At 70.9% G+C, this 16,820-nt stretch carries 15 protein-coding genes; 3 read left to right on the plus strand and 12 right to left on the minus strand.

The genetic code is table 11. The features are described 5' to 3' along the window. Positions 1–2: 2 nt before the first annotated feature. From E7T09_RS18140 to E7T09_RS18185, 10 genes are all read right to left on the minus strand, one after another. Positions 3–479 carry a cupin domain-containing protein gene (locus E7T09_RS18140; protein ID WP_136390606.1) on the minus strand — a complete coding sequence of 159 codons (477 nt, stop codon included), beginning with the start codon at positions 477–479 and terminating at the stop codon, positions 3–5. 156 nt (positions 480–635) lie between these two features. Further along, a complete protein-coding gene (locus tag E7T09_RS18145) occupies positions 636–3,821 on the minus strand; it encodes an AAA family ATPase (RefSeq protein WP_168734934.1) in 3,186 nt (1,061 codons plus the stop codon). A 189-nt stretch (positions 3,822–4,010) separates the two neighbouring features. Continuing rightward, the gene (ilvA, locus tag E7T09_RS18150) at positions 4,011–5,561 is read right to left on the minus strand and encodes a threonine ammonia-lyase, biosynthetic (RefSeq protein ID WP_136390608.1); all 1,551 of its coding nucleotides are present in this window, start codon (positions 5,559–5,561) and stop codon (positions 4,011–4,013) included. Positions 5,562–6,051: 490 nt separating this feature from the next. Beyond that, entirely contained in the window at positions 6,052–7,395 is a 1,344-nt protein-coding gene (locus E7T09_RS18155) for a M20/M25/M40 family metallo-hydrolase (protein ID WP_136390609.1), read from the minus strand. 52 nt (positions 7,396–7,447) lie between these two features. After that, positions 7,448–8,416 (minus strand): CorA family divalent cation transporter, encoded by a 969-nt coding sequence (locus E7T09_RS18160; protein WP_136390610.1) that lies wholly within the window; start codon positions 8,414–8,416, stop codon positions 7,448–7,450. 40 nt (positions 8,417–8,456) lie between these two features. Beyond that, a complete protein-coding gene (gene galE / locus E7T09_RS18165) occupies positions 8,457–9,449 on the minus strand; it encodes a UDP-glucose 4-epimerase GalE (RefSeq protein ID WP_136390611.1) in 993 nt (330 codons plus the stop codon). Between the two features lie 35 nt (positions 9,450–9,484). Next, complete coding sequence (locus E7T09_RS18170; protein WP_136390612.1) at positions 9,485–9,865, minus strand: hypothetical protein; 381 nt, start codon at positions 9,863–9,865, stop codon at positions 9,485–9,487. Positions 9,866–9,914: 49 nt separating this feature from the next. Next, a complete protein-coding gene (locus tag E7T09_RS18175) occupies positions 9,915–10,280 on the minus strand; it encodes a hypothetical protein (protein WP_136390613.1) in 366 nt (121 codons plus the stop codon). Positions 10,281–10,323: 43 nt separating this feature from the next. Beyond that, a complete protein-coding gene (locus E7T09_RS18180) occupies positions 10,324–11,409 on the minus strand; it encodes a quinone-dependent dihydroorotate dehydrogenase (RefSeq protein WP_136390614.1) in 1,086 nt (361 codons plus the stop codon). 34 nt (positions 11,410–11,443) lie between these two features. Further along, positions 11,444–11,899 (minus strand): Rrf2 family transcriptional regulator, encoded by a 456-nt coding sequence (locus E7T09_RS18185; RefSeq protein WP_136390615.1) that lies wholly within the window; start codon positions 11,897–11,899, stop codon positions 11,444–11,446. Between the two features lie 80 nt (positions 11,900–11,979). Here E7T09_RS18185 and E7T09_RS18190 point away from each other — a divergent pair, with 80 nt between their 5' ends. Further along, a complete protein-coding gene (locus E7T09_RS18190; RefSeq protein WP_370294071.1) occupies positions 11,980–13,854 on the plus strand; it encodes a chorismate-binding protein in 1,875 nt (624 codons plus the stop codon). Then, positions 13,851–14,555, plus strand: a complete 705-nt coding sequence (locus E7T09_RS18195; RefSeq protein WP_136390616.1) for an aminotransferase class IV — start codon at positions 13,851–13,853, stop codon at positions 14,553–14,555. The genes E7T09_RS18190 and E7T09_RS18195 overlap by 4 nt, the downstream gene beginning before the upstream one ends. 28 nt (positions 14,556–14,583) lie before the next feature. Here E7T09_RS18195 and E7T09_RS18200 read toward each other — a convergent pair whose 3' ends face one another. Together E7T09_RS18200 and E7T09_RS18205 are read right to left on the minus strand one after the other, a co-directional pair. Next, complete coding sequence (locus E7T09_RS18200) at positions 14,584–14,985, minus strand: nuclear transport factor 2 family protein (protein WP_136390617.1); 402 nt, start codon at positions 14,983–14,985, stop codon at positions 14,584–14,586. A 37-nt stretch (positions 14,986–15,022) separates the two neighbouring features. Continuing rightward, positions 15,023–15,613, minus strand: coding sequence for a hypothetical protein (locus tag E7T09_RS18205; RefSeq protein WP_136390618.1), 591 nt, complete (start codon positions 15,611–15,613; stop codon positions 15,023–15,025). Positions 15,614–15,769: 156 nt separating this feature from the next. Here E7T09_RS18205 and E7T09_RS18210 point away from each other — a divergent pair, with 156 nt between their 5' ends. Next, on the plus strand, positions 15,770–16,744 hold the full coding sequence (locus E7T09_RS18210; protein ID WP_136390619.1) for a polyprenyl synthetase family protein: 975 nt from the start codon (positions 15,770–15,772) through the stop codon (positions 16,742–16,744). Positions 16,745–16,820 lie beyond the last annotated feature (76 nt).

Below are 16,820 nucleotides of genomic sequence, written 5' to 3' on the forward strand. Positions count from 1 at the left end.
GATTACTTCGACTGACGGGGGTCGGTGGCCGGATCGGCATACGTGATCTCGAAGGGCCCTTGCAGGTGCACCTGCACCACCGTTTCGTCGTCCGTCCAGATGAAGTGGTTCATCTTCTCGGGCAGCGCCACGAAGCCGCCGGGCTTGAGCAGCGTGCCCGCCGATTTGTCGAGCTTGTCGCCCATGCCGACGTGCAGGCTGCCGCTCAGCACGGTCACGTCCTCCTGGGTGGGGTGCCAGTGGGCGGGCACCTGGTACCCGGCGGGGAACTTCAGGCGCAAGGTAACGCGCACGGCCTTGCCGGGATCGCCGTCCAGCACGACCAGTTGCGCGCCGGCGGGCAGGAAGGGTGGTGCGGGGCTCCACTTCAGGTCGCCCTCATTCATGGGCATGGACATCCCCGACTGAGACCGCGACACGGAGGTGAGGACGAGCGCGGCGCAGCCGGCCGTCAGCAGGGCCAGACGACGAATCTTCATGGGTGGACTCCTTGGGAAAGGGGGCCCGGCGGGAGCGCTGCGGGTGACTGCGGCCGCCTCCGGCATTCACGGGCGCAGCGTAAGCGGCGGGGCGTTCCGGCAGCGTTCGCTGGGGCGTTCGGGTGCCGTTCCGGGCATCCGTGAACAGAACGGGACTCAGGTCAGGGTGGTCAGCAGGGCGCGGGCCCGCATCAGATCCGGCGTGACCAGAGCGGCTGGGAAAACGGCCACCACCGGCTCCAGCACCACGGCCCCCTCCCGCGGGTGCCCGGCCGCTTCCAGGTGCGCGGCCAGACTCGTGGCCGCCCGCAACTCCAGCGAGACCGCGCCCTGCGACCGGGCCAGGGCCAGCGCCTCCCGGAAGAAGCCCTCGGCCCGGTTCAGCTCGGTCAGGCCGCGCAGGCGGAACACCTCTGGCAGGTACCACAGGTCCCGGTTCTGCCCCGCCACAGATTGGGCGACATCCAGGGCAGCGCGGGCCGCCTCGGGCCGGTTGAGCTGCAGATGCACCTCGGCCAGCAGCGACAGGTAATACGGAAGCCGCAGGGCGGCGTCCAGCCGTTGCAGGGCGTCCAGGCCCCGCCGGATGCGCCGCAGTCCCGCTTCCGGTTCGCCCCGCCGGGCCTGCACCCAGCCGCCCACGATCACGCCCCACTCGCGGTAGTAGGCGATGTTCGAGCGCTCGCACCCCTCCACGGCCGCCTCGGCCGCGTTCCAGGCGGCGTCCAGATCGCCCTCCAGCTGGTGCGAGATGCTCCGGTACGCGCGGGCCTGCATCTGCGTGAACGGATGCCCCAGCTCCTCGGCAATCGCGGCGGCCTGCGCGACATACTCCCGCGCCTCCAGCACGCGGCCCTGCAACCACAGGCCGTGCGCGCCCCACGCGAGCGTGAACACGCCCACATTCGCTCCGAACAGCACGCGGCGGTGACGGTGCTCGGCGTACAGGCGCCGCGCCTGCTCGAAATGCTCCGCGGCGGCCGCCAGTCGCCCCTCGGTCAGGTTCCCGCCGCCCAGGGCCTGATGGCTGTCGGTGAGCAGGCCCGTGTCGTCCCCGGCGAGCCGCATGGCCCGCTCGGCCAGTTCGCGCGCCCCCCGGACGTTGCCACGCACGATCTGCAGCGAGAACATGCCCCACAGGCTGCGCGTGACGGCCACGCTGTCGCCCAGCTGCTCGGCCAGGGCCAGCGCGCGGTCGAGCGTGTGCTCGAGTTCCGGCGGCGTGAAGCCCTTCAGGGCCGTGAGGGCCGCCGCCATCATGTTGTGCGCCGCCAGTTCGGCGTGCCCGCGCTCCGCACTGTCCGGGAGGGCCAGGATCAGCCGCAGGGCCTGCTGGATCTGCAGCATCGCCTCCTGGCTGGCCGAGACGCTGTTCGCCCGCTCCGCCGCCTGCAGGTACGCGGTGACCGCGGCTTCCGGCTCGCCCGCCTGCTCCAGGTGGGCGGCCAGCTGTGCGGCCACGGCGCCCAGGTCGGTCGCGTGCCGCGTCTCCAGTGCGCGGGCCACCCGGCGGTGCAGCAGCCGGCGGCGGGCCGGACTGAGGGCGTCGTACGCGCCCTCGCGCAGGCGGTCGTGCGTGAAGTCGTACGCGCCGCTGCCCGGCTGCTCGCGGATGATCTCGCGCCGCCACAGTTCGTCGAGCGCGCCGGCCAGCGAGTCCTCGTCCAGTTCGCCCGCGTCCCGCAGGATGCGCGTGTCGAAGGCCCGGCCGACCGTGGCCGCCAGCTGCGCCACTCCGCGCGCGTCCCCGGACAGCTGTTCCAGCCGCGCGGCGATCACCGCCTGCACGCGCGGCGACGGGGGAAACGCCGCGCCCTCGGGCCCGTCCAGCGCCACGCCCGCCCGGAGTGCCTCCACGATGAACAGCGGATGCCCCTCGGTCGCCCGGTACAGCTGCGACTGCGCGCCCGGCGACAGCGTGCCGGGACGCAGGGCCTCGGCCAGCTGCGCCGTCTCGGCGGACGACAGCGCCCCGAGTTCCACCCGGTTCAGCAGGCCGCGCTGCTGCAGGATCTGCAGGAACGAGCGCACGGCCGGCGTGCGGTCCTGCTCCTCACGGCGCAGCGTGAACACCAGCAGCAGGGGAGAGTGCGCCTCGAAGCGCAATAGGAAGTGCAGCCACTCCAGCGTGTCCCGGTCGCACCACTGCAGGTCGTCCAGCAGCAGCAGGAGCGCGCCCGAACCCAGACAGGCCCGCGCCAGCGACTCGAACAGCTGGGGCCGCTGCCAGCCCTCGCTGTGACGCTCTGCCCGGTTCCTCGCGCTCTCCGGCGTGAGTTCCGGCAGCAGCCGGGCCACCTCCCGTCGCCACGGCAGCGCCAGCGACGCCAGGGCGCCGTACAGGGCCGGGCTGCGCAGCCACTCCACCACGGGCGCATAGGCCAGCCGGCCCTCGGCGGCGTACGAGCGCGTCCGGGCCGTCCGCACGCCCTGCGCCGTAGCGAAGGTCAGCAGCGCCTCGGCCAGCCGCGTCTTGCCGATTCCCGCCTCGCCCGTGATCAGCAGCGCGCGGGGTGGGCCGCTGCTGGCCGCCTGCCACGCCTCCAGCACCTGCCCCCACTCGGCGCGGCGCCCGACGAGCGGCGGTTCACCCGGCCCGGGTGGTGCGGGTGGGGCCTGCTCGCCCTGCTGCTCCAGACGGTGGAACGCCGCCTGCACCAGCGGCCCCGGCGCCGCGCCCAGCTCGGCGGCCAGCACACGCACGCATTCGTGGTAGGCGTGCCGCGCCGCCCCCGGATCACCCGCGTCGAGGTGCAGGGCCATCAGGCGGGCATGGGCGCTGTCCCGGTAGGGTTCCAGCGCCACCAGCCGCTGCGCGTACCGCACGGCGCCGGACGTCGGGGCATCGTCGTCCAGCAGGGCCTCCAGCACCGCCACCATCCGGTCGTGCCAGCGCTGCCGGTGGGCGTCAATCCACTCGTCGTCCAGGCCCGGCAGCAGGGCCGCCGGGTACAGCCCGGCGGCCCGCTCCAGCTCGTTCCAGTCCCGCGCCGCACCGGTGAGGACGCTGCGGGACGCCTGCTCGAAGGCCGCCACATCGAGGCCCGACGGCCCGTCCGGCGTCCAGTGCAGCGTCAGCGCATTCACCTCCAGGCACTGATCGATGGCCGGCCACGCCCGGCGCAGGTGATGCAGTTCGCGGCGCAGGTTCGTAAGCGCCTGCGCTTCATCCGAATCCGGCCACAGCGCGAAAGCAACCTGCCGGCGCGGCTGCGGGCAATCACGGTGGAGCAGCAGCCACGCCAGCAGGGCCTGCAACCGGGGCGCCCCCAGCGTCGTCACGGGCTGGCCGTGAACCGTGACCTGGAACGCTCCGAACAGCCGCACCTCGAGTTCCGGCATGATGTCCGCACCCCCACCTGGCGTTGACTCCGGTGCCCGCAGTGTAGACCCGGCACCAGCGCAGCACGGCCAGACGCGGAGAGGCGCGGGAACAAATGCTCCCATCAGCGTGGAATTCAAGCCTCCGGCCGCTCCAGACACGGATGTCCAGGGCAGCACCGCACCCCCTCCCTGCCCGCGGCGACCGCCTCAGGTGAGGAACAACCGGTAGGCGGGATTCAGGGTCATGTCCGTGGCCGGATACCCCAGCCCCTCGATGAACGCCGCGAACTCCGCCGCCTCGGCGTCCGGCACCTGCACGCCCGCCAGCACCCGCCCGTGCGCGCTGCCGTGGTTGCGGTAGTGGAACAGGCTGATGTTCCAGCGGCCGTGCAGATGCGTCAGGAACTCCAGCAGCGCGCCGGGCCGCTCCGGGAAGGTAAACGAATACACCCGCTCGTCCGTCGCCTCCGGCGCGCGCCCCCCCACCATGTGCCGCACGTGCACCTTCGCCAGCTCGTCCTCCGTCAGGTCCGTGACCGCGTAGCCGCGCGCCGTCAGTTCCGCCACCAGCGCCCCGCGCTGCCCCGCCTGTGCCAGCTGCACCCCCACGAAGATCTGCGCCTCGGCGCGCGGCGCGTAACGGTAGTTGAACTCCGTGACCGCCCGCACCCCGATCACCTCGATGAACTCCCGGAACGCGCCCGGCCGCTCCGGGATCGTGACCGCCAGGATCGCCTCGCGCTGCTCGCCCACCTCCGCGCGCTCGGCCACGTGCCGCAGCCGGTCGAAGTTCACGTTCGCGCCGCACGTGAGGGCCACCAGCGTCTCGCCCTGGATGCCACGCTCGGACACGTACTTCTTCAATCCGGCGACCGCCAGTGCGCCCGCCGGTTCCATCACGGCGCGCGTGTCGTCGAACACGTCCTTGATCGCCGCGCACACCTCGTCGGTGTTCACGCGCACCCAGTCGTCCACGTAGCGGCGGGTCAGGTCAAAGGTATACGCGCCCACCTGCTTCACCGCCACGCCATCCACGAAGATCCCCACCGTGTCCAGCCGCACCCGCTCGTTCGCCTGCAAGGACTGGTACATCGCGTCGCTGTCGTCCGGCTCGACGCCCACCACCCGGATGTCCGGCCGGAGCGCCTTGATCACGCCCGCCACGCCCGCAATCAGGCCGCCGCCGCCCACCGGCACGAACACCGTGTAGCCATTGCCGGATTCGACCTGCCGCAACACCTCCAGCGCCACCGTGCCCTGCCCCGCCAGTACCAGCGGATCATCGTACGGATGCACGAAGGTCAAGCCCAGTTCCTTCTGCAACGCGAACGCATGCGCCTCGGCGTCACTGAAACTGTCCCCGAACAGCACCACCTCGGCCCCGCGCGCCCGGCACGCCCCCACCTTGATCTCCGGCGTCGTCGACGGCATCACGATCACCGCCCGCACCCCCAGCGCCTGCGCGGCGAACGCCACCCCCTGCGCATGGTTCCCCGCCGACGCCGTGATGACGCCACGTTCCCGCTCGGCGGCCGCGAGCTGCGCCATCTTGTTGTACGCCCCCCGCAACTTGAACGAGAAGATCGGCTGCAGATCCTCGCGCTTGAGCAGCACGCGGTTCCCCGTCCGCCGACTCAGCAGCGGCGTCTCGCTCACCGGCGTCTCGATCGCCGCGCCGTACACCTTGCTCGTCAATGCCAGACGCAGCACGTCCATCGCGTCCATGTCCCCCGGTTTGAACTCCCTGACCTGCAGCATGTTGGGCTCCTCTCGAAACGAAACACCCCCGCGACTTCGGCGGGGGCAGACGGGCAGCGCGGCGGCTGTCAGGCAATGACCCCACTCCGCTGAATAATTCGCGCCGCTTGCATAGGGGGAGCATAGGCGCGGGGGGTTGGGAACGGAAGGGGAAGAGGTAGACAAGGGGGGCTGGGGGCGCGCCTGCGGTGGGCTGCCCCACCCCCAGCCCCTACCCCAGACTCGTAGAGCTGCGGAGCAGAGGGGCAGGGGAGCAGCGCTGCACTGGGCATGTGGTCGCCGTGCGTCGCTAACTGGATCTGGTGGCGGTCTCTTTCGCGTGGGGGTGGTGTGTCTGCTATTTCCTTTGCCGTCGTCAGCGCCCGCGCGCTTCGCGCACGATGGCATTCGGTCAGGGGCAGGGTGGGACGATTCGGTTGTTACTTCTCTCTCGACTTGTGGGAGCGTGTGACCATCGCTACTGAATCAAGGGCTGGGATTCGTAGCCTTTTTACTCTTTCGCGAGGGCGTCCATGAATTCCAGGGCGAAGCGCACGCCGCTCTCGAAGTCGCGCCGGAGGATGTTCTCGTTGGGGGCATGCACGCGGCCCGTGGGGTTGCCGATGCCCATGGCGATGACGGGCGCGCCGACGTGCTGCATGAACGGGTACATCGGGCCGCTGCCGCCCGAACTGGGATTCAGCAGGGGCGCGTGCCCGTGCACCTGCTCGGCCACGCGGGCGGCCGTGCGGACGAAGGGGCTGTTCAGGTCGCTGCGCGAGGGGTGTTCGTGGCTCTCCAGTTCGACGATCTCGATGTCGCCCAGGCCCTGCGCGTCCAGGTGGGCGCGCAGGAGGCCGACGATCTTCGCGGGATCCTGATCCGGCACCAGCCGGAAGTCGAGTTTCACCATGCCTTCGGCGGGGAGCACGGTCTTGCTGCCGGGGCCGCCGTACCCGCCATGGAAGCCGTTGACGTTCACGACGGGCATCAGGTTCAGGCGGTGGTGGTACTCGGGCGGCGTGCCCAGCGGCTGCGTGACGCTGTAGCCGGTCATCAGCGCCTCGCCGTGGCCGGGCAGGGCTTTGATCGCGTTCAGGTCGGCCTGCGTTTCCGCGCGGATGTCGTCAAAGAAACCGGGGATGGTCACGCGCCCGACCTCGTCCCGCAGGGAGGCCACCGCGCGGCTCAGGCGGTACAGGGGGTTGTCCACCACGGCGCCGTTCGAGGAGTGCAGGTCGCTGGCGGCCACGCGGCAGCGCAACTCCAGGCAGATGATGCCCTTGAGGCCCGCGTACAGCACCGGGCGGCCCTCGGGCGTGATCGAGCCGAATTCCCACCACACGCCGTCCGCTTTCAGGTCGGCGGCGTGCGCCTCCACGAAGTGTTCCAGGCTGGGGCTGCCGACCTCCTCCTCGCCTTCCAGCAGCCACTTGACCTTCAATGGCAATCGGCCGCCGTGGCGTTCGCGCAGGGCGCGCAGACCGGCCAGACGCGACGTGAACTCACCCTTGTCGTCGCTCGCGCCGCGCCCGTACAGGCGACCGCCGCGCTCGGTCAGTTCGAAGGGCGGACTCTCCCACAGATCCGCCGGGTCTTCGGGTTGCACGTCGTAGTGGTTGTAGATCAGCAGGGTAAAGGGGCCGTCGCCCGCCTCGGCCAGCAGCACGGGCGCGACCTGACCGGGGTGCATGGTGACGGTGAAGTCCTCGGCTTCCAGCAGGGCCTGCACGGCGTCGGCTGTCTCGGACAGCATGCGGCCCTGGGCGGACACGCTCTCCAGCGCGACCAGGTTCGCCAGGTCGTGCAGGCCGCGCAGGATGTGGGCGCTCAGGTCGGTATCCGGTGGAGTCATGCTCCGCAGGGTAGAGGATTTCCTGCACTGGCCGCCCGGCCCGGCGCGGTGGTTACAGCCACCCGATCCAGCGGCCCACGCCGATGACGGCCACGATCAGGCCGCCGCTGAACAGCAGGACGTCCCGGAAGCCGTTGTTCCCCGCCTTGAAGATGTCCGCCTGGAAGTTCATGCCCATCACGCCCGCCACCGCCGCGATGATGCCCAGCGTGACCGTCACGACCGTCAGGATCCGCATGGTGTCGTTCGTGCGCTGCCCGGTGCTGCTCATCAGGAGGTCGAAGGAGCCCAGCACCGTCTCGCGCGTGTGGCTGACGGCCTCCTGCGTGCGTTCGAACTGGTGAAGCAGCCGGGTCAGCCGGATCTCCGGCTCGTCGTTCTCGTACACGGCGAAATCCGGGCTGGCCAGGGCCACGTACACCAGGCGGTGCGCGGCCAGCATGCGGCGCAGTTCACTCACGCGGCGGCGCAGGCCCACCAGGATCTCCAGGTGCCGCCGTCCCTGCCGCGCCTCGCTCAGGATGTGCTCGTCCAGCCGATCCACGTTGTCCTCGATGGGCGAGAGCTGGTGGTAGTACCCCTCGACATGGTGCGCGAGCACCACCGCCAGGAACGCGGCGGCGTCCAGCTGTCCCAGTTGCGTGTCAGCCTCCAGCAGCGCCCGGAAGGCGTCCAGGAACGACACCGGCCCCTCGTGCGCGGTGTACACGACGTTCCTGCCCGCCACGAACCGCACGGGCACCGCGCGGTAATGGTGCTGATCCTTCTCCAGCGCATTCACACGGAGTTGCACGGCGTGATCGAAGCGGTGCAGGAGGGGATGCGCTCCCGCGTCCAGCAGCCACGCGCGGGTATGGTCGTCCAGTGGCAGGCCAGCCAGCAGGGTGTCCAGCGGTTCCGCGTCGTCGGCCTGGATGTCCACCCACAGGAGCTGGTGGGGGCGCATCTCGGGCAGGCCTGCGTTCAGGTCGATCTGTGAATCCTGTCCCTCGGCGTCGAACAGCAGGGCGGTCAGTGGCATGCCCCGAGTGTAGGCGGGCGGGTCAGGGCCGGGTGAAGCCCTACCGCTTGAAGCCGTGCGGGTGGGATTGGTGCCACTTCCAGGCGGTCTGCACGATCTCCTGGAGATCCGTGAACTGCGGTGAGAAGCCCAGCTCCTGCACGATCTTCGTGGCGTCGGCCACCAGGCGCGGGGGATCACCGGCGCGGCGCGGCGCAATCTCGCGCGTCAGGGGCGTGCCCGTCACGGCGTCCACGGCGTCCAGCACCTGCTTCACCGAGAAGCCGTGGCCCAGGCCGACGTTGTACGTGGCGGCGTCCTGCTGCCCGGCCCCGAGCGCCTCGACGGCCAGCACATGTGCGTCCGCGAGGTCCTGCACGTGCACGTAGTCGCGGATGCAGGTGCCATCCGGGGTGGGGTAGTCCTCGCCGAAGATCATCATCTTCTCGCGCTGGCCCAGCGCGGTCAGGCACGCCAGTTCGATCAGGTGCGTCTGGTTCGCGTGCGCTTCCCCGATGTCCCCGGCAGGTGACGCGCCGCACACGTTGAAGTACCGCAGGATCGTGTACGGCAGGCCGTGCGCCGTGTGGAACGCGTGGATCATGCGTTCGGTCATCAGCTTCGTCTCGCCGTACACGCTCTCGGGCTGCATGGCGGCGTTCTCGGGAATCGGCACGTTGTCGGTCGTGCCGTACACGGCCGCCGTGCTGCTGAACACCAGCGGGATCTTGCGGGTGTCCACGATGCCCTGCAGCAGGTTCAGGCTGCCGACCACGTTGTTGCGGTAGTAGCGGGCAGGGGCGCGCATGCTCTCGCCCACCTCGATCAGTGCGGCGAAGTGGATCACGGCGTCCGGCTGCGTGCGGATCAGGGTGTCCTTCACGGCCGCTGCGTCCAGCAGGTCGGCGCGCACGAGTTCCACGTCGGCTGGCAAGGCCTCCGGGTGTCCGCTCGAGAGGTTGTCCAGCACCACCACCTCGTGCCCTGCCGCCCGCAATTGCCGCACCGTGTGCGACCCGATGTACCCAGCCCCGCCCACCACCAGGATCTTCATGGACTCAGGCTAGCAGGGCCAGCCGTGCGGGAGCTTCAGCGTGTCATCCGCCAGGTGACGGAATCCACCGTGCCAGAAGCACCTGTGCTGGCGGAGTAGGTGCCCGTATAGGTATTCCCGCTGAACGTGCCCGTGATCTTCAGGACGTCGCTGCTGCTGGTGACCGTCAGCATGCCGGTCATGGCGTTGCCCTCCACCGGGGCGTGGGTGAGGCCGTCGGCGCTGTCCAGGGTGCCGGTCAGCCGGGCGCCCTCCTCCTGCGTGAGCTGCACGGTGCCCGCTTCCTGAAAGGCCGTTCCGGACGCCGGGCGGCGCTCGACCCGCCACGTGCCCGAGGCATCGTAGGTGAAGGTGGGTGCCCCACTGGAGCAGGCCGCCAGGGTCAGGCCCAGAATGGGAATCAGGAGCCGCTTCATCCCCACGGCTTATCACGCGCTGATGAGCAGGCCTGATGCCCAGTTGAGGTCAGCGGGTCATACGGACGGAACCGGAATCGTAGACACCATAGGTGTATGTCCCTGCGTAGGAGTTCCCCTTGAAGGTGCCGGTCATCTCGAAGAGTTCCCCGCCGCCATGCAGGGTCAACTGGCCCGTCGAGACCTGTCCGGTGACCGTATTGTTGATGGAGCCGTCTGTGCTTGTGGCGGTGCCGGTCAAGGAGCCGTCCGAGGCCTGCGTGAGGTGCAGGATGGTCCCGCCGGTCCAAGAGGTCTGGGTGGCGCTCTTGCCCTCCAGTTGCCATGTGCCGGACGCGTCATACGGGGCGGACGTGGTGGTGGTCGAACATCCAGCGAGAGTCAGAACCAGCAGGGGCAGTGCAAGGAGCTTCATGTGCCTTTGCTTAGCACGCCCGGGCACCCGCAGGCGACGCACATCATGCATCTGCACCGACCACCTCGGTTACGTTCGCCACGCCGTCACGCTCCAGCAGGGCCGCGAGACCCCGGTTCAGCTCACGCACCAGCCCCGGCCCGCGGTAGATCAGGGCGGAGTACACCTCGACCAGATTCGCGCCCGCGCGCAGCTTGTCGTAGGCGTCCTGCGCACCGAAGATGCCGCCCACACCCACCAGCGGTATCCGGCCGCGCGTGATCCGGTAGGCGTCGCGGACAAGTTCGGTCGAGCGCCGCGTCAGGGGCCGGCCGCTCAGGCCGCCCGCCTGCTCGCGGTTCACGTGGGTCAGCCCGTCGCGACTCAGGGTGGTGTTGCTGACGATGACGCCCTGCGCGCCCGCGTCCTGCGCGGCCTGCACGCTCGCCTCGAAGTCGGTGGGGTGCAGGTCCGGCGCGAGTTTGACCAGCACCGGCGGGCGGCGCAGCGTCCGGACGCGTCCAGCCTCCACCTCGGCCACCACGGCGCGCAGCAGGGCCGCGAGGTCGTCGGCCGCCTGGAGCGCGCGCAGGCCCGGCGTGTTCGGACTGCTGACGTTCACCACGAAGGCGTCCGTCACGTCCTGCAACGCCCGCACACACGTCAGGTAATCCTCTGTGGCTTCCTCGTTGGCCGTGACCTTGTTCTTGCCGATATTCGCCCAGACGGGTACGGGCCGAGCGGGAAGGGTGGCCAGCCGGTCGTGCAGCGCTCCGGCGCCCGCGTTGTTGAAGCCCATGCGGTTGATCAGCGCTTCGTCGCTGGGCAGGCGGAACAGGCGCGGCCGGTCGTTACCGGGTTGCGGCCGGGGCGTGACGGTGCCGACCTCCAGGAATCCGAAGCCCAGCGCTCCGAAGGCCGGGACGGCTACACCGTTCTTGTCGAGTCCCGCCGCGAGGCCCACCGGCGACGCGAACGCCTGCCCCCACAGCGTCTGCGCCAGCCGGGCATCGGCCGGGGAGGTCACGGCGCGGGCCACACTGGGCCAGCCGGGCAGACGGGACGCGAGTTCCAGGGCGTCCAGCGTCAGGTGATGGGCGCGTTCCGCGTCCAGGCGGAACAGCAGGGGCTTGACGAGCGAGGCGTACATCACCCCTCAGGATAGGTGGAGTGTGACCGCCCGCTCAGGCGGGCGTGAACATGGGTTCGAGCTGCACCAGCCGCGCGTGCTGCTGCACTTCGCTCTCGGCGATCAGGTCGGCCAGGGTGGTGCCGCCCAGCACGTCGCGCAGCGCGGTATCCACGCGCTGCCACAGGCCCTGGGTGCCGCACACGTTCTGGCTCTCGCAGGCGTGGTCGTCCTCGACGCAGGACACCGGGGCGATCGAGCCTTCCATCGCGGTGACCACGTCGTAGGCGTTGATCTCGCGGGCGGGCCGGGCCAGGCGGTAGCCGCCGTGCGCGCCGCGGATACTCTTGATGAAGCCCGCGCGGCGCAGGTTGCTGGCGATCTGCTCCAGGTAGTGCTGGCTGATGCCCTGGCGCTCCGAGACGTCCTTGAGCGGCACAGGCAGACCATCATGGCGTCCGATCTCGATCAGGGCGCGCAGGCCGTACTGGGCTTTGGTGGACACCCACATGCCGTGCAGTCTACCGCGTAATTCCGGGTGAAGTGTAAGGAATTGCCGCTGACCCCGGCGCCCGCCCTAGAATCCGGCGCGTGAACGCCCCCGTGCCGTCGCCCGCCGATGTGCTGCGCCGCCTGCGCGCGGCTCAGGCCCCCGGCGTGGTGCTGCTGGAGTCGCTGGGGCCGCTGACCCCGTCCAGCCGGCACTCGTTCCTGAGCGCGTGGCCGGTTCGCGTGCAGACGCACCTGCCGGAACGTCCGGTCGCGTCCGGGTACTTTCCCGCGTGGCTGGGGGGCCTGAAGTACGAGGCGGCCCGCAGCTTCGGCCTGGCCACGCACGACGGCCGCGGCGCGGCCATGTGGTGGGGTCTGTATCCGTCTGGCCTGGTGTGGGACCGCGTGGCCGGCACGGTCACGGTGGTCGGGGACGGGCACGTGGACTGGACAGGCCTGCTGTCCGGCCCTGTGGGTACCGAGCCTGAACTGAGCGTGGGGCCCTTTGGCCACGACGACGTGGACTACGGAGCGGGCGTGCGGGCCGTGCAGGAGCTGATCCGGGCGGGCGAGGTGTACCAGGTGAACTTGTCGCGCGGCGTGCGGGCCCACGCGACCGGCGATCCGCTGGCCGCGTACCTGCGCCTGCGGGACGTGAACCCCAGTCCCTTCATGGCCTTCGCTGACCTGGGGGACGAGGTCGTGGTGTCGTGCAGTCCGGAGCGGCTGGTGAGCTGGAAGGATCGGGAGCTGAACGCGCGGCCCATCGCGGGAACGCGGCGCCGTGGCGACACGCCCGGCGAGGACGCCACCCTCGAGACCGAACTCCGCGCGAGCGCGAAGGAGATCGCGGAGCACACCATGCTGGTGGATCTTGTGCGGCACGATCTGGGCCGCGTGGCCGCGCCGGGCACGGTCACGGTGCCGGACCTGATGCTCGTCGAACGCTACAGCCACGTCATGCATCTCGTCTCGGTGGTGCGGGCGCAGGCGCGGGCCGACCTGACCCTGCCCGCCCTGCTGGCCGCGACCTTTCCGGGCGGCACGATCACGGGCGCCCCGAAGGAACGCGTGATGGAGGCCATCGCGGCGCTGGAACCCGGCCCGCGCGGGTGGTACACGGGCGGGCTGGGCCTCGTGAGCGGGCGCGCCGTGGATCTCAACATCCTGATCCGCACGGCGGCCTTCACGCGCACCTCGAACGGCTGGACCGTCGAGGTGCGGGCCGGGGGCGGCACCGTCATCGACGCCGATCCCGCGCGCGAGGCGCAGGAAACGGTGCACAAAGCACAGGCGCTGCTGAGCGTCCTGGCCGGCGTCCCGGGACGGCCCGCGCAGCCGCCTGAGCTGCCGGTACCGGGCCGCCCGTGGGCCCCCCCGCCCGTGGCGGCGCGGCCGGGGGGGCGCGTGCTGCTGCTCGACAACCGGGACTCGTTCACGTGGAACCTCGCGCATGACCTGTTCGCGCTCGGCGCACAGGTGGAGGTGCGCTCTCAGGACGAGGAGCTGTCGACGCTGCTCGCCACACACCCGGACGCGGTGCTGGTCGGGCCGGGGCCGGGCACGCCGGAGACCAGCGGCCACACGCTGGCCCTCACCCGCCACTGTCTGGAGGTGGGCGTGCCCCTGCTAGGCGTATGCCTGGGACACCAGGCGCTGGGGCAGGTGCTGAGCGGCCGGGTCGAGCGCGCTTCACCGGTGCATGGCCGCCCGGAGGTCGTCCGGCACGACGGAACGGAGCTCTTCGCGGGCGTTCCGGCCGGCGCCCCCTTCGGGCGCTACCACTCGCTGGTCGTGCGGGGCCTGCCGCCGGGCCTGACCACCGCGACCAGCCAGGACGGCGAGGTGATGGCGCTGCGCGTGCCGGGCCGCCCGGCGTGGGGCGTGCAGTTCCACCCGGAGAGCGTGCTGAGCCCGGCAGGCCGGACGCTGCTCGGCAACTGGCTGCGCCTGAGCGCCCAGGCCCGCCCATGAAGCCGCTGCCCGACGGCCTGGACAGTCCGGCGGGATTGCACGGCGAGTCCGCGTTCACCACCGTCCGCACCCGGAACGGCCACCCGCTGCTCTGGGACGCCCACGTGGCGCGGCTCCGGGCGACCTGCGCGTTCCTGGGGCTGCCCATGCCAAGTGCGGCGTTCCCGCACCTTGATGCCTTGCCGTGGGGGCTGTTCCGCCTCACGGTCACGGCCACCGGCACGTTCTGGTCGCAGCGGCCCCTGAGCCCCGGCCCCCGGCCGACAGAAGGCGTCGACGTGCGGCTTACAGGCGTGCAGGTGCATCCGCAGCTCGGGGCGCACAAGACCGGGAATTACCTGCCGTACCGGCTGGCCGCGCAGGAGGCAGCACCCGCCTTCGAGGGCTGGCTCACCGACACGGCCGGTCACGTCGTGGACGGCAGCCGCACGTCCCCGCTGCTCGAACTGGACGGTGTGTTGATCTGTCCGGTCGGCGGGCTGCCGGGCGTGACCCGCGCCGCGTTCCTCTCGGAGCGCCCGCATGTAGACCGGGCGGTGCCGGTCAGAGATTTGAGGCGCCTGACCGGGGCGTGGCTGTGCGGCAGTGGCGTGGGCATCGTGCCCGTCCGGCGGCTGGAGGGTGCCGGGCTCGACCTGACCCTCCCGGTGCGCTGGCCCGAGGTTCAGGAAGCCGCGCTGGTCTGGCCGAACGCTCCGTAGGCGCGGCGCAGCTTGCCGGAGATCTTCTTCACGCGGTGTTCGAGGCGTGCAGGTGCACGATCAGCCACACGCCGGCCCGTTCCTCGAACACCACGGTGCGGCGGCCCACGCTCCTGGCCGGGCGGTCGAAGATGAAGGTCACCACCGCGGCGGAGCCCAGCCGCTGCACCCGCACATCGCGAGCCTCGACCGTGACGTAGGGCGGCCCGGCCACGGCCCGCCTGGCGGCATCGAACACTGGCCCGAAACTGCGCGCGATCTGGACGCGCCCATCGACCCGCGCCCGGCTCCCGGTCTCCGGACTGTCCGGATGAAACATCGTGGCGTCCGGTGCGAAGCAGCGGCGAAAGGCCGGCATGTCCAGCGCGGCGAAGGCCGCCAGGAAACGATCCAGGGCGGCCAGGAGGGGGTCGACGGCAGGCGTGGTCACGGCCGGGAAAAGGAGCGACGGATCCGGCCTACCCGCCTCAGTGCCCGGTGCGTTCGCTCTGGAGCTGTCCGCCGCCGATGGCGTCCTCCAGGCGCACGGCCCCGTGGCGGCGCATCAGGCTCAGGGCCTCGTCGGCGCGCACGCCGCTGGGATCGCGGGCGATGACCAGGGTGTGCCCGCTGCGCAGCGCGGCCTGAAAGCGCTCGGCCTGCGCGGCCGGAACGCCCATGGTGCGCAGCAGCTTCACGTAGTCGCCATGGTCGCTGCCCGCCAGGGCGCCGAACAGGCCGCCCAGCGCCGCGCCGCCGATCACGCCGAACAGCATGCCCAGCACGCCGCCCTCGGCATACACGCGCGTGGCAGGCACGATGGCCAGCAGCGCCCAGATGGGCACGGTCATGACCAGACCGCCCAGCACGCCGATGATGGCGCCCTTGATGACGCTGCCGGTGCCGCCGGGCGCGCCCGCCTCCGGGCTCACGCCGGTCGCCTGCGCGATATCGTCCTCGGCGACCGCGTTGGCCAGGGCGAAGCCCAGGTGATCGCGTTCGAACCCGCGGGTCTTCAGGGCCTCCAGGGCCTGCTGCGCCTGGGTGGATTCGCGGAAGAGGGCAACGACGCTTTCCATATCCTGACGTTGTAGCATGCCGCGCGCCCGCGCAGGCAGGGACAAAGTCCCGCCAGGGACAGAAGGCGGCCGGGCCGGATGATCCCTCCAGTGGGGGAAGGCCGAGTCTGCCGCCCAAGGTACGTTTGCCTTCCGGCTCTTTCCTATACTGCCCCTATGACCACCAAGGCGGCCCTCGGCGTGCCGGACATCACGTTCGAAGCGCGGCTTCGGGACGTGCTGCGCTCGAAGGTGGAATTCATCGAACTGATCGGTGAGGATCTGGTCGCGGCCGGTGGCAAGCGCACCCGGCCGCTGATCACGTACGCCTCCGCGCAACTGCTGGGCGCGGCGCCGCACGGCCTGGACTGGACGCACGTCGTGGATCTGGGCGTGTGCGTGGAGTTGCTGCACTCCGCCTCGCTGCTGCACGACGACCTGATCGACGACGCCGATACCCGGCGGGGACATCAGGCGGCCTTCCGGCGCTTCGGGAATGTGGTGAGCGTCATGAGCGGGGATTTCATGCTCTCGCGGCTGCTGATGCTGCTGGCCGGCATGCCGGGCGGCGCGCTGCTGACCCGCGCCTTCGGCGAGACGGCCAGCGTGATCTGCGAGGGCGAGGTCTTACAGTTCCAGGTGGCCGCGTACCAGGAGTACACGCATGAGCACTACCTGAACGTCATCCACGGCAAGACGGCGGCCCTGGCCGAGCTCGCGGCGCGTGGCCCGGCGCTGCTGCTGGGGGCCGCGCCCGAGCATGAGCGGGCGCTGGCGACGTTCGGGCTGGAGTACGGCATGGCCTTCCAGATGCAGGACGATCTGCTCGACCTGTCGGGCGACGAGGCCGTCATCGGCAAGCCGGTGGGCGGCGACCTGCGCGAGGGCAAGGCCACCCTGCCGCTGCTGTACCTGCTGGACGGTCCGCACGGGGCCGAGGTGCGCGCGGTGCTGGAACGCCGCGCCGCGCAGGAGGGAGACGTCGAGCGGGTGCGGGCGCTGGCCGAGCAGGAAGGGGCCGTGCTGCGCACCCGCGAGGAGATCCGCCGCCGCGCCGCGCTGGCTGTGGACGCGCTGGCCATCTTTGCTCCCTCCGAGGCGCGTGAGCAGCTGGAGCGGCTGGCCGTGCGCGAGATCGAGCGCGCCCGCTGAGCAGCCCTCTGCGCTGAGCCCAGGCCGTCCGGTTCACACGGACGGCCCTTTTCATTCGCCAGGTCGGGTTCCGGAA

The sequence above is a fragment of the Deinococcus sp. KSM4-11 genome (assembly GCF_004801415.1).
GTDB lineage: Bacteria > Deinococcota > Deinococci > Deinococcales > Deinococcaceae > Deinococcus.